The 13303-nt window shown below is 36.6% G+C and carries 15 protein-coding genes; 14 read left to right on the top strand and 1 reads right to left on the bottom strand.

All coding sequences use genetic code 11. The features are described 5' to 3' along the window. Positions 1 to 13: 13 nt before the first annotated feature. The 12 genes from mtnN (at position 14) to ACQVV1_RS26825 (ending at position 11209) form a co-directional block, all read left to right on the top strand. On the top strand, positions 14 to 709 hold the full coding sequence (gene mtnN, locus ACQVV1_RS26880) for a 5'-methylthioadenosine/S-adenosylhomocysteine nucleosidase (protein ID WP_063222875.1): 696 nt from the start codon (positions 14 to 16) through the stop codon (positions 707 to 709). An 82-nt stretch (positions 710 to 791) separates the two neighbouring features. Continuing rightward, complete coding sequence (locus tag ACQVV1_RS26875; protein WP_242256451.1) at positions 792 to 1715, top strand: O-acetylserine dependent cystathionine beta-synthase; 924 nt, start codon at positions 792 to 794, stop codon at positions 1713 to 1715. A gap of 3 nt (positions 1716 to 1718) precedes the next feature. Beyond that, positions 1719 to 2852, top strand: a complete 1134-nt coding sequence (locus tag ACQVV1_RS26870) for a bifunctional cystathionine gamma-lyase/homocysteine desulfhydrase (RefSeq protein WP_242256453.1) — start codon at positions 1719 to 1721, stop codon at positions 2850 to 2852. Between the two features lie 260 nt (positions 2853 to 3112). Further along, positions 3113 to 5716 (top strand): bifunctional acetaldehyde-CoA/alcohol dehydrogenase, encoded by a 2604-nt coding sequence (gene adhE / locus ACQVV1_RS26865; protein ID WP_431169800.1) that lies wholly within the window; start codon positions 3113 to 3115, stop codon positions 5714 to 5716. A gap of 126 nt (positions 5717 to 5842) precedes the next feature. Beyond that, positions 5843 to 6070, top strand: a complete 228-nt coding sequence (locus ACQVV1_RS26860; RefSeq protein ID WP_063222879.1) for a YrhC family protein — start codon at positions 5843 to 5845, stop codon at positions 6068 to 6070. 156 nt (positions 6071 to 6226) lie between these two features. Beyond that, on the top strand, positions 6227 to 7174 hold the full coding sequence (locus ACQVV1_RS26855) for an ABC transporter substrate-binding protein (RefSeq protein ID WP_431169798.1): 948 nt from the start codon (positions 6227 to 6229) through the stop codon (positions 7172 to 7174). 5 nt (positions 7175 to 7179) lie between these two features. Further along, positions 7180 to 8208, top strand: coding sequence for a FecCD family ABC transporter permease (locus tag ACQVV1_RS26850; RefSeq protein WP_242256458.1), 1029 nt, complete (start codon positions 7180 to 7182; stop codon positions 8206 to 8208). Continuing rightward, positions 8195 to 9013: an ABC transporter ATP-binding protein gene (locus ACQVV1_RS26845; RefSeq protein ID WP_242256460.1), complete on the top strand. Its 819-nt coding sequence runs from the start codon at positions 8195 to 8197 to the stop codon at positions 9011 to 9013. The genes ACQVV1_RS26850 and ACQVV1_RS26845 overlap by 14 nt, the downstream gene beginning before the upstream one ends. Further along, positions 8980 to 9375, top strand: coding sequence for an ankyrin repeat domain-containing protein (locus ACQVV1_RS26840; RefSeq protein WP_242256462.1), 396 nt, complete (start codon positions 8980 to 8982; stop codon positions 9373 to 9375). The genes ACQVV1_RS26845 and ACQVV1_RS26840 overlap by 34 nt, the downstream gene beginning before the upstream one ends. Positions 9376 to 9683: 308 nt before the next feature. Next, on the top strand, positions 9684 to 10190 hold the full coding sequence (locus tag ACQVV1_RS26835) for a GNAT family N-acetyltransferase (RefSeq protein WP_063222884.1): 507 nt from the start codon (positions 9684 to 9686) through the stop codon (positions 10188 to 10190). A gap of 56 nt (positions 10191 to 10246) precedes the next feature. Further along, positions 10247 to 10705 carry a GNAT family N-acetyltransferase gene (locus tag ACQVV1_RS26830; protein WP_063222885.1) on the top strand — a complete coding sequence of 153 codons (459 nt, stop codon included), beginning with the start codon at positions 10247 to 10249 and terminating at the stop codon, positions 10703 to 10705. A gap of 126 nt (positions 10706 to 10831) precedes the next feature. After that, entirely contained in the window at positions 10832 to 11209 is a 378-nt protein-coding gene (locus ACQVV1_RS26825; RefSeq protein ID WP_063222886.1) for a hotdog family protein, read from the top strand. Between the two features lie 32 nt (positions 11210 to 11241). Here the strand turns inward: ACQVV1_RS26825 and ACQVV1_RS26820 are convergent, their stop codons facing one another. After that, positions 11242 to 11787 carry a helix-turn-helix domain-containing protein gene (locus ACQVV1_RS26820; protein ID WP_001020700.1) on the bottom strand — a complete coding sequence of 182 codons (546 nt, stop codon included), beginning with the start codon at positions 11785 to 11787 and terminating at the stop codon, positions 11242 to 11244. A gap of 156 nt (positions 11788 to 11943) precedes the next feature. Here ACQVV1_RS26820 and ACQVV1_RS26815 point away from each other — a divergent pair, with 156 nt between their 5' ends. Next, positions 11944 to 12348 (top strand): DoxX family protein, encoded by a 405-nt coding sequence (locus ACQVV1_RS26815; protein ID WP_063222888.1) that lies wholly within the window; start codon positions 11944 to 11946, stop codon positions 12346 to 12348. 21 nt (positions 12349 to 12369) lie between these two features. Then, a complete protein-coding gene (locus ACQVV1_RS26810; protein WP_242256466.1) occupies positions 12370 to 13227 on the top strand; it encodes a VOC family protein in 858 nt (285 codons plus the stop codon). Positions 13228 to 13303 lie beyond the last annotated feature (76 nt).

The raw sequence follows: 13303 nt of genomic DNA, 5'->3' as shown, positions 1-13303 counted from the left end.
AGAGGGAATTAGATTGAGAATTGCTGTAATTGGAGCAATGGAAGAAGAAGTACGTATTTTACGTGACAAATTAGAACAAGCAGAAACAGAAACGGTTGCGGGTTGTGAATTTACGAAAGGACAATTAGCAGGACATGAAGTCATCTTGTTAAAGTCTGGTATTGGTAAAGTAAACGCAGCGATGTCAACGACAATTTTATTAGAAAAATATAAGCCTGAAAAAGTAATTAATACTGGTTCAGCTGGTGGATTCCATCATTCTCTAAATGTTGGAGATGTAGTGATTTCAACAGAAGTTCGTCATCATGACGTAGATGTAACAGCATTTAACTATGAATATGGTCAAGTACCAGGAATGCCGCCTGGATTCAAGGCTGATGAAGCATTAGTTGCATTAGCTGAGAAATGTATGCAAACAGAAGAAAGTATTCAAGTTGTAAAAGGTATGATTGCAACAGGCGATTCATTTATGAGTGATCCGGACCGCGTTGCAGCCATTCGTGATAAATTTAAAGATCTTTATGCAGTAGAAATGGAAGCAGCAGCTGTTGCACAAGTATGCCACCAATATGAAGTTCCGTTTGTTATTATTCGTGCACTTTCTGATATTGCTGGTAAAGAATCAAATGTTTCATTTGATCAATTTTTAGATCAAGCAGCTCTTCATTCTACAAACTTTATCGTAAAAGTATTAGAAGAGTTAAAGTAATGTAACAAAAAGGCAACTGTCTCATATAAAGAAAATACATACAGTTGCCTTTTCTTTATTGGCAAATAAGGGGGAGAACACGATGAATGTATATCGTGGAGTTCATGAGTTAATTGGTCATACACCAATTGTAGAAATTACTCGTTTTTCACTTCCAGAAGGGGTCCGTTTATTTGCGAAGCTTGAATTTTATAACCCAGGTGGAAGCGTTAAGGATCGTTTAGGAAGAGAATTAATTGAAGATGCACTCGAAAAAGGGCTTGTTACAGATGGCGGAACAATTATTGAACCGACTGCTGGAAATACTGGTATTGGACTGGCACTTGCAGCGTTAGAACATGATTTACGCGTTATTGTTTGTGTACCAGAGAAATTTAGTATTGAAAAGCAAGAATTAATGAAAGCACTAGGTGCAACGGTCGTGCATACACCGACTGAGCAAGGAATGACCGGCGCAATAGCAAAAGCCAAAGAGCTAGTAAATGAAATACCGAATTCATACTCTCCAAGTCAGTTTGCAAATGAAGCAAATCCTCGTGCTTATTTCAAAACACTAGGTCCTGAACTTTGGGATGCACTTAACGGAGAGATTAACATATTTGTTGCAGGAGCAGGAACTGGTGGTACATTTATGGGGACTGCATCTTATTTGAAAGAAAAAAATATAGATATAAAAACGGTTATTGTGGAACCAGAAGGATCCATTTTAAATGGTGGTAAAGCCGGCTCACATGAAACAGAAGGGATTGGCCTTGAATTCATCCCGCCATTTTTGAAAACATCTTATTTTGATGAAATTCATACAATTTCTGATCGAAATGCATTTTTACGAGTGAAAGAATTAGCGCAGAAGGAAGGACTTCTCGTTGGAAGCTCTTCAGGAGCAGCATTTCATGCAAGCTTACTTGAAGCAGAGAAAGCGGCGCCAGGTACAAATATTGTAACGATTTTTCCTGATAGTAGTGAGCGCTATTTAAGTAAAGACATATACAAAGGATGGGAATAAAAAATGAGAGCAAAGACAAAGTTAATTCATGGTATTCGCATAGGAGAACCTTCAACTGGATCTGTAAACGTACCGATTTATCAAACAAGTACGTACAAACAAGAAGCAGTTGGTAAGCATCAAGGATATGAATATTCACGTACAGGCAATCCAACACGTGCTGCTTTAGAAGAAATGATTGCTGTATTAGAAAATGGTCATGCTGGATTTGCATTTGGTTCAGGAATGGCTGCTATTACAGCGACAATTATGTTGTTCTCAAAAGGTGACCACGTTCTTTTAACAGATGATGTGTATGGCGGAACGTATCGCGTTATTACGAAAGTATTAAATCGCTTCGGTATTGAACATACATTTGTAGATACAACAAATCTAGAAGAAGTTGAAGAAGCGATTCGTCCAAATACGAAAGCAATTTATGTAGAAACACCAACGAACCCACTACTAAAAATTACTGATATTAAGAAAATCTCTACTCTTGCTAAAGAGAAAGACTTATTAACAATTATTGATAACACATTCATGACGCCATATTGGCAGTCGCCGATTTCTTTAGGAGCAGATATTGTGCTTCATAGTGCAACGAAATATTTAGGAGGTCATAGTGATGTAGTGGCAGGTCTAGTAGTTGTAAATAGCCCACAACTAGCAGAAGACCTTCACTTTGTACAAAACTCAACAGGAGGTATTCTTGGACCACAAGACAGCTTCTTACTACTTCGCGGTTTAAAAACATTAGGAATTCGTATGGAGGAACATGAAACGAATTCACGCGCTATTGCTGAGTTTTTAAATAACCATCCAAAAGTAAATAAAGTATATTATCCAGGTCTTGCATCACATCAAAACCATGAACTAGCAACAGAGCAAGCAAATGGATTTGGTGCAATTATCTCATTTGATGTAGATAGCGAAGAGACATTAAATAAAGTACTTGAGAAATTGCAATACTTTACACTTGCTGAAAGTTTAGGAGCAGTAGAAAGTTTAATTTCTATTCCATCTCAAATGACACATGCATCAATCCCGGCAGATCGTCGCAAAGAATTAGGAATTACAGATACATTAATTCGAATTTCTGTCGGTATTGAAGACGGTGAAGATTTAATTGAAGATTTAGCACAAGCATTAGTGTAGTAAAAATGCACTGCTAATATAGAGCAGTGCGTTTTTATTACACTATTTTGTGAAAGTTTTCACAAAATAGACATACACAAATGAAATGATTTCATGTATATTGAATTCATGAAGTGTTACTCACGAACAGGCTTGTGAAATATTTCACAAACAATGAAGTTCATGTAGGAAAGCAACTCTATTTTTTTTGCGCTAATCGGGACTTGTGATGACCTATAGGGTCTTATTTAGTCCAAGATAGCAGAATAGGAGGAATTTACATGGTAGTCAAAGAGAAAGTTGTAAATGAAATGCAGGAAGTAAAAGAGATGATTAATACGTTAGTGAATAACGGTCGGAAGGCTTTACAAGCATTAGAAAGTTTTACACAAGAGCAAATTGACAACATTGTTCATGAAATGGCATTAGCAGGTGTTGATCAACATATGCCACTTGCAAAGTTGGCTGTTGAAGAAACAGGGCGTGGTGTATACGAAGATAAATGCATTAAAAATATTTTTGCTACTGAATATATTTGGCATAGCATAAAGAAAGATAAAACAGTAGGGATTATTCACGAAGATCCTCATGAAGAAATAATAGAAATTGCGGAACCTGTTGGTGTAGTAGCTGGGGTAACGCCGGTAACGAATCCGACATCGACAACAATGTTTAAAGCATTAATCGCGATAAAAACGAGAAATCCAATTATTTTCGCATTTCATCCTTCAGCACAAAACTGTTCTATTGCAGCCGCGAAAACAGTATACGATGCAGCGGTGAAGGCGGGGGCACCAAAACATTGTATTCAGTGGATTGAAAAACCTTCTGTCGAAGCAACGAAACAATTAATGAACCATGAAGGTGTTGCGCTTGTTTTGGCAACTGGAGGAGCAGGTATGGTGAAATCAGCTTATTCTACTGGAAAACCAGCGCTAGGTGTAGGTCCTGGTAATGTACCGTGTTATATAGAGAAATCAGCGCATATAAAACGAGCGGTTAATGATTTGATTTTATCAAAAACGTTTGATAACGGTATGATTTGTGCATCAGAACAAGCAATCATTGTAGACAAGGAAATTTATGATGATGTGAAAACAGAAATGATTGCAAATGATTGTTACTTTGTAACCGAGGAAGAGAGAAGAAAATTAGAAAAGCTCGTTATTAATGAAAATACATGTGCAGTAAATAGTGATATTGTAGGGAAATCAGCACAGTATATTGCCGAATTAGTTGGAATTGCTGTACCTGAAAATACAAAAATGCTTGTAGCTGAAATACAAGGTATCGGAGCAGCATATCCACTATCTCGTGAGAAATTGAGTCCAGTATTAGCTTGTGTAAAAGCAAATTCATTAGAAGAAGGATTTACATATTGCGAAGAAATGTTAAGCCTCGGTGGTTTAGGACATTCAGCAGTCATTCATTCTGTAAATAAAGAAGTGCAAAAGCAATTTGGATTACGCATGAAAGCTTGCCGCCTTATTGTAAATGCTCCTTCATCACAAGGAGGAATCGGTGACATATATAATGGGTTTATTCCATCACTTACGCTTGGCTGCGGCTCGTATGGGAAAAACTCAGTTTCTCAAAACGTAACAGCGATGCATTTATTAAATATAAAAAGGTTGGCAAATAGAAAAAAGAATATGCAGTGGTTCAAATTACCACCAAAAATTTATTTTGAAAAACATGCGACGGCATATTTAGCAAGTATGCCTAACATTTCACGTGCATTTATTGTAACGGATCCGGGAATGGTTGAGCACGGATATGTAGATACAGTCGCGCACTATTTACGTAAACATGCAAATGATGTGAAAGTTGAAGTTTTCTTTGAGGTCGAGCCAGATCCATCAGATGAAACTGTTTTTAAAGGTGCGGAAATGATGAGAAGTTTTAAGCCGGATGTCATTATCGCACTTGGTGGAGGTTCAGCTATGGATGCAGCGAAAGGGATGTGGCTTTTCTATGAGCACCCAGAAGCAACATTCTATGGAATTAAACAAAAGTTTTTAGATATAAGAAAACGTACATGTAAATATCCGGAATTAGGAAGTAAGGCGCAGTTTGTTGCCATTCCAACAACATCAGGAACAGGATCAGAAGTGACACCATTTGCGGTTATTACAGATAAGAAAAATAATATAAAGTATCCACTTGCAGATTATGAATTAACGCCAGATGTAGCAATTGTAGATCCACAATTTGTAATGACAGTACCGCCACATGTAACAGCAGACACTGGGATGGACGTATTGACGCATGCAATAGAGGCGTATGTGTCTGTTCTGGCAAATGACTATACAGATGGGTTAGCATTAAAGGCCATTGATCTCGTATTTAAATACTTACCAAGAGCATTTAAAGATGGAAATGATGAAGAAGCACGAGAAAAAATGCATAATGCTTCTGCAATCGCAGGGATGGCATTTGCAAATGCGTTTCTAGGTATTAATCACAGTTTAGCACATAAAATTGGGCCGGAATTCCATATTCCGCATGGACGTGCGAATGCAATTCTTATGCCACACGTAGTTCGCTATAATGCTATTAAGCCAAGAAAACACGCATTGTTCCCAAAATATGAGCACTTTGTAGCTGATGAACGTTATGCACATATTGCGAGAATGCTCGGGCTTCCAGCACGTTCAACAGCAGAAGGTGTGGAATCACTCGTTAAAGCAATTATTGAGCTTGGAAAAAGTTTAAATATAAATATGAGTATTGCAGGACAAGGAGTTGCTAAAGATCAATTTGAAGAGGTTGTTGGATTATTAGCAGAAAGAGCTTTTGAAGATCAATGTACAACAGCTAATCCAAAATTACCTCTCATTTCAGAGCTAAAAGAAATTTATATGGAAGCATATAAAGGTGAGTAATGGTTATGAAAGAGTCGCAATAAAGCGGCTCTTTTTCTTTTGGAAAACATCTCCCAGAATGGCTGTATTTACTTGTCTTTAAGTTTAATAGAATATGATACAGTGAAATGGAGGAGTGAGAATATAATGAAAGAATTACAAGAAAAAATAGAAGATTATACTCGGTTCGGACAAATTCTTCTCGCTGTAAGTACATTGTTAATGGTTGGCTTATTGATTCCGAATGGAGCAAAAGAAACATTACAACCTTTTGTTATGATGGGGAGCATCGTTATATTTTTAGGTTTATCCTTCTTTTTCTTTCAGCGTGTGAAAGTGATGCGAGACGAGTTAGAGGGAAACGAATGTGAATAATACTGATAAATAGAGCGTTACAAAAAGAAGGAATTTTTTTGTAACGCTTTTTGTTTTTTCTAGAAAATGTATGCGTTTCATATTGACAATGATAATCCTTATCAATTAAAGTAGAATGGTAGTTAATGATTATCATTATCAGTTAGAGGTGAAAGGATGAATAAATCTATTACGCTATTCACAGCGATTTTATCAATTTTTTTCTTATTAATAGGTTGCAGTGCAAAAGGAGACGAAACAGCATCGGCAACAAAAACGGAAAAAGGAAAAGAGAAAATCGAAGTTACGGATCTGTCAGGAAGGAAGGTAACATTCGATAAGGCGCCAGAAAGTTTTGCTACGTTGAGTATGGGAGATATGGATATAATTCATGCTTTAGGTGGAAAAATAGTAGGTCGTCCAGATGCAAAAATAACTCTTTCAGAGGATGTAAAGAAAATACAAGTAATCGGGAACGCACATCAGCCGAATTTTGAGCAAATTGCTAGTGTAAAGCCTGATGTACTTATTGCTAACAATGGATTCCAAAAGAACGCTCCAACGGTTGAAAGACAAGGAACGAAAGTAATGATTTCTTCTGCAAATTCTGTACAAGATATTCAAAAGAATATTGAGCTATATGGAACGATAATGAAGAAAGAAGATAAAGCAAAAGAACTTAACCAAAAAATTAATGATCAAATAAAGAAATATGAGAAAAAGAGCGATGTGAAAGCATTGCTAGTGTATGGAGCACCAGGTACATATTTAGCAGCATTACCAACATCTTTATCAGGTGATATTTTAGAAAAGACAGGCGGGAAAAATATTGCAGCTGATTTTCCAGAAATGAAGGAATATCCGCAATATGCACAGCTCAGCGTAGAACGTATTATTGAGGCAAATCCAGATGTGATTTATTTAATTACACATGGAGATCCAACTAGCGTTAAAAAAGCATTTGAAGGCGAAATGATGAAAAATGAAGCGTGGAAAAATTTAGATGCAGTAAAACAAAATCGTGTAGTTATTTTGCCACCTGATTTATTTGGATCTAATCCTGGAACAAAAGTTACAGAAGCGATGGACTTTATGTATAAAAGTATACAAGATGTAAGGAAATGATAAGTATGGAAAGTAGTGAAGTAGTAAGGGAAAAGGAACATCCTTTTGCGAAAAAAAGATGGATAATAGCAGTTAGTTTAGTTGTATTAACGATCTTAGGTCTTTTTTACGGCCTTTTCGCAGGAAGCTTATCCTTTTCTTTACGAGATATTCTAACAGGGATACAAGATGAGGGTTCGACAGTTCATCGAATTGTATGGGACCTTCGTATACCAAGAGTGCTCGTTGGGTTTATAGTAGGGACATGTTTAGCTACATCTGGTGCATTACTACAAGGAGTTATGAGAAATCCTCTTGCAGACCCTGGTATTATCGGAGTTTCATCTGGAGCAGGCCTTGTAGCAATTGTAATTATGATTTTATTCCCTCAGCATATGGCTTTTTTACCGCTCGGGGCGTTTTTAGGAGCTTTCATAACGGCGATGGTCATTTATGCTTTATCATGGCAAAAAGGGGCACCACCTTCAAGAATTGTCTTAGTAGGTGTGTCAATTAATGCATTAATTGGTGCAGCGACGTCAGCATTAATGTTATTACATAGTGACAAAGTACAATCCGTGTTACCGTGGTTAGCGGGCGGCATTGGTGGTGTAAGTTGGGCACATTTAAACATGATTATTTATTATGCAATATTCGCTATTATATTAGCCTTCTTTGGTATTAAACATATTCGAGTATTAATGCTTGGAGATGAAATGGCGAAATTATTAGGTCATAACGTGGAGAGAAGCCGTTTTTATTTAATAGTAGTAAGCACATTATTAGCTGGAATTGCAGTTAGTGTTTCTGGTCTTATTGGATTTGTCGGTCTGGTCGTACCACATATGTTACGTTTATTGGTTGGAAATGACTATAAATATTTACTGCCATTATCATGCCTTGGCGGAGGGATATTACTTGTTTTTGCGGATGCGATAGCTCGAAGTTGGTTCGATCCAATTGAATTACCTGTTGGTATTTTATTATCCTTCTTAGGTGGTCCGTTCTTCTTATATTTAATTCATAGAGGAGGAAAACAACGTGATTTCCGTTAACAAAGTGTTTTACGCACATTCTGAAAGATTTCAAATGCAAAATATGAATGTACATATTAAAGCTGGAGAGGTCGTTAGTTTAATTGGACCGAATGGATCAGGGAAATCTACTTTGCTTCGTTTAATGGCAAGATTACTTAAACAAAGCGAAGGGGATATCATTTTAGATGGAAAAAGTATTCATAAGATGAAAAGTGCAGATGTAGCGAAGCAATTAGCGATGTTACCACAAATGCATGATCATCAATTAGATTTAACCGTGAAAGAACTAATTGAATTCGGAAGAGGCCCCCATAAATCATGGAGTAGCCGCTTAAATAAAGAAGATGAAGAAATTGTTGATTGGGCATTGTCTGTTACAAATCTTGAAGGGTATGAATATCGTCTTTTACAATCTTTATCAGGAGGAGAAAGACAACGTGCCTGGATTGCAATGACGCTAGCACAACGTACAAATGTCTTATTATTGGATGAGCCAACAACCTTTTTAGATATCGTACATCAGTTGGAAGTAATGGAACTTGTGAAACGATTAAACGAGGAGTTTGGAATGACAATTATAATGGTTTTACATGACATTAACCAAGCTGCTCAATATAGTGATCGCTTACTCGTATTAAAGCAAGGGAAGATTCAGTATGACGGTATACCAGAAGAAGTATTATGTCATGAAATGTTTCAACATGTATTTGGTATAGATGTAGATATTTTTCAAGGAAGCGACAAGCCATTTTTCACACCGAAACGAATTTCTAAAAGAGGAGGAACAAGATGCGAACAGAAGAACGTGTTACCACTGAGTTAGTAAGGGAATTTGTAATGGCAGCTCATGGAGATTTAGAGAAAGTACAAGAACTGTTGGCTGAATCGCCAAGCTTACTTCATGCTTCTTACAATTGGGACGGATCAGATTGGGAAAGTGCGTTAGGAGCAGCAGCACATGTAGGTCGTAAAGATATTGCTCTTTATTTATTAGAAAAAGGTGCTCGAATGGATATTTTCGCAGCTGCTATGCTTGGAGAATTAGAAGTCGTACAAGCTATTTTAGTAGCACAACCAGAAGCATTACATGCACCTGGTCCCCACGGTATTTCCCTTCTTCAACATGCACGAATGGGTGGAGAAAAAGCACAGCGTGTATTTGAGTACTTAACGGTGCTCTCTTAATGACCGCAAAGGTTCTTATGTGCGGTAAACTTTTCACTTTCATATAATTGAAAAGTTTACCGCCCGTTAGAACGGGATAAGTATCTAGTATATTTGAAAATCCTACACCCCCCTCAATTGTAGTTTTCTGTATGCTAGTTATGATATGGAGGCAGTAGACAATATTTGTCTACTGCCTTTTTTAAACTCTTGAGAGATTGAATACTCTGCATTTTTCCGTTAGTTCATTTATAATAGATAGTAACATTTAGTATATATACAAAACATGATCGTGTAGTTAAGTACAAATTAGTGGGAAGGAGAAAAAGATGTTTCATACAGATCGTTTACAAATTCGCAAATATACAATGGATGATTTACAGTTCTATGCTTCACTATGGGGAAATGAGAAGGTAATGCGCTATATTGGAAATGGGACGTTAAAAACATATATGCAATGTAAAAAAAGTTTGGAGGAATGGGTGATCCCTAGCTATAAAAACGGTCTCGGTTTATTTGTATTGATTGAAAAGGAAACGGGAATACGAATTGGTCATGCAGGATTAGTAAAGCAGCAGATAGATGGGAAAGAGGAAATTGAAATTGGTTATTGGTTATTACCTAAGTATTGGGGAAAAGGGTATGCGAAAGAAGCAGCGGCAGCATTTCGAGACTATGGCTTTCAAGCGTTACGAATGAATAAATTAGTTTCTCTTATTAATCCGGACCACCCTGCCTCAATCTTTGTTGCTAGAAAAACAGGGCTTAGTTATGAGAAAACAACTTCATTTCATGGGATGGATGTTCTCGTGTATTCCATTAAGCGCGTTGGATGAAAAAAGGTAAATTGCATCTTTTGAAGAATGGTATATAAAAATAAAGGGGGGATTACATGTATATTTACCATAATGGACTTATTATTCGTGAGGGAACGAATGGTGTACCTGCATATGCAATTAAAACTTTATTCGAAGATGCCGGTTGGAGTAATGATAATATCCCTTCTTGGCAAATTGAAAAATTCACGATAGCATTTGAAAATTCAACATGGGCATTCACAATTTGGGATGAAGAAGAGATGATTGCTATGGTTAGAGTCATTTCTGATGGAATCATGGTCGCGAATATAGTAAATTTAGTTGTGAAGTGTGAATATAGAGGGAAGGGACTAGGTAAGAAACTTGTCGCCCTTTGTTTACAAAAGCTACCACATGGCGACTGGTTTGCGCACACATCTGCGAGTAATTTTGATTTTTATAGAAGTTGTGGTTTTGAGGTAAGAGAGTTATCAAGAAATGGAACATGTGCGTACTATGGATACCAAATTGCCAAAAGAGATGGGCACCGGTAAAAGAGCGAAAGACAAAGAATAAGTACAGTTATAAGTATTTTTCATTCTTTTTATAATAGAAAATAAATTGAGACTCATTTTATGATAAAATGAAAGAAAATTCTGTTTATTATTAGGGGGATAAAAATGAGTATAAAAGTTGGGAATGTATTTAAGTACGAAAGAAGATTTACTGAGGAAGAGGTTTTTGAATTTGCAAATATTACAGGAGATAAAGGTAGGCATCATATGGAATATGATGAAAATGGACGTTTAATGGTTCATGGTTTATTGACTGCTAGTATTGGAACGAAAGTAGGAGAAGAGTTACATTACATAGCAAGAGAATTAGTAAGTGAGTTTATTAGACCAGTTTTTGCAGGAGATACGATCACTTGTGAATTAACTTTAACGAATGTTGAACAGATGGAAGGATACAAAAAGGTTTCAATCGAGTCAGTTTATCGCAATCAACATGAAAAAACTGTACTAGTTGGGACAAGTTATGGAGTTATAAGGGAATAAAAAGAAGCCTGATTTACAGGCTTCTTTTTTGTTTAATAAACACGTTTCCGATTTTCCGCATGACTAGAGATGAGTAATAATGCAGTTTCTTCCCCTATATTACGAACAATATGAGGAACACATGCATTCCAGGAGAAAGAATCACCTTCTTCTACAATTGCAATATCTTCTCCATGTTGAACTTCTAGTTTGCCGCGTAATACAAGGTGACATTCTTCCCCTTCATGTGCATTTGGTGTATTTTCTTTCGGAAATCCAGCAGGAATTTCTACGAGATTTAGGCGAAGGCCACCCTGCTCTGCAACATGCTCAATTCTTTGTTCATCTTTTCCGTATACACTGTATTTACGCTCTACCTTTTTGACAACTTTCAACCGATCTTTTTGTTCTAACAATAAGTAGGGAAGAGGAACATTCAAGAAATTGGAAATCGTTTCTAAAGTTGAGATAGAAGGTGATGTTTTATTATTTTCAACCTGACTCATAAATCCTTTAGAAAGACCTGTTCCCTCACAAATTTGTGCGATTGTTATGCCTCTACGTTGACGAATTTCACGTATTGCAGAACCAATATTCATAAAATCAAGCTCCTTTTTGTAAACAACTATTTGTATCATAGCAAAAAAAATATATTTTTTCCCAGTGAAAATGAATTGACGAATAAAAAAATTTAGTGTATGTTTTGTAATGTAAATAAAAGTTTTGTATAAGAAAACTATAAAGGAGAGAAAGAAATGAATCAACATATTGGTAACTTAATTATTCGTATCGTGTTAGGGGTAACGTTCTTTATGCACGGTTTAACAAAATTCCAATCAGGAATTGACAATATTGCAGGGTGGTTCACAAGCATTGGTTTACCAGGAGGACTGGCATACGGTGTAGCAACAGTAGAATTAGTTGGTGGTATATTGTTAATTCTAGGTTTAGGTGTAAGATATATTGGATTATTATTTGCACTTGTTATGGTTGGAGCAATTGTAAAAGTAAAATGGTCAGCTGGTTTATTAGGAGATGGAAAGAATCCTGGCTTCGAATTAGAACTTGCATTACTAGCAATGGGTGCGTACTTATTTGTTGCGAAAGCGGATGGTTTTGTAGATAATTTCTTAAAAGAGAAAATGTCAAAGAAGAACTAATTTAAATGGGGGGCTAACAAGATGAGTTTTCAACTTCATCCCGATACAACACTTGATGTTGTTCATTTATATGTATCAAATATAAAGAAATCACTAGAGTTTTATACAGAAGTACTAAGTATGAAAGTACTAAAAGAAGATGAAATGGTCGTTACATTTGGGAATGAAAATAACGAACCACTCCTTATCATTGAAGAAAAGAAAGAAGCCTTACCAAAGCAAAGAGGGAGAACGGGGTTATATCATTATGCAATTTTATTACCAAGCAGACAGGATTTAGCGAATGTCCTTCGTCATCTTGTAGAAATGGTATATCCACTGCACGGCGGAGCCGACCATTACTTTAGTGAGGCCCTTTATTTAGCTGATCCAGATGGAAACGGGATTGAAATTTATCATGATCGCCAAAAAGAGGTTTGGCGTGATGAGAATGGAGAACTACCATTTGTTAGTAACCCGTTAGCTGGTGAAGAATTATTGCAGCAAGGAAGTGCGTGGAACGGTTTTCCAGCTGGTACTGTGATGGGACATATTCATTTCCATGTAGCTGATTTGGAAGAAGCGAAACGTTTCTATGTGGATGGTCTTGGCTTTGAAGTAACAATCCCAGCTCGTAATGGGGCGTTGTTCGTATCGGCAGGTGGCTACCATCACCATATCGGTTTAAATACGTGGCAAGGTGAAGGAATACTACCGCAAATGCCAAATTCCGTTGGCTTGAAATATTTCACAATTGTATTAGCAGATGAAAAACAAAAAGAGCAAGTATGTGAAAGTTTAAAAAATATTGGCAAGATTGCTACGTACAAAGATGGAATATTACAAGTCGAGGATCCATTTGGACATTGTATACATTTCAAAATAAAAGGAGAAGCCTAAAATGGAGTGACCCCTGTCAAGTAGACAGTATTTAAAAAGCGCAACTAAGCAACCTGAGTTCTATATTTATATGGAC

This window comes from Bacillus basilensis, from assembly GCF_050630465.1.
Lineage (GTDB): Bacteria > Bacillota > Bacilli > Bacillales > Bacillaceae_G > Bacillus_A > Bacillus_A basilensis.
Note: the sequence above shows the minus strand (reverse complement) of the source record. Positions and strands in the feature narration are given on the sequence as shown.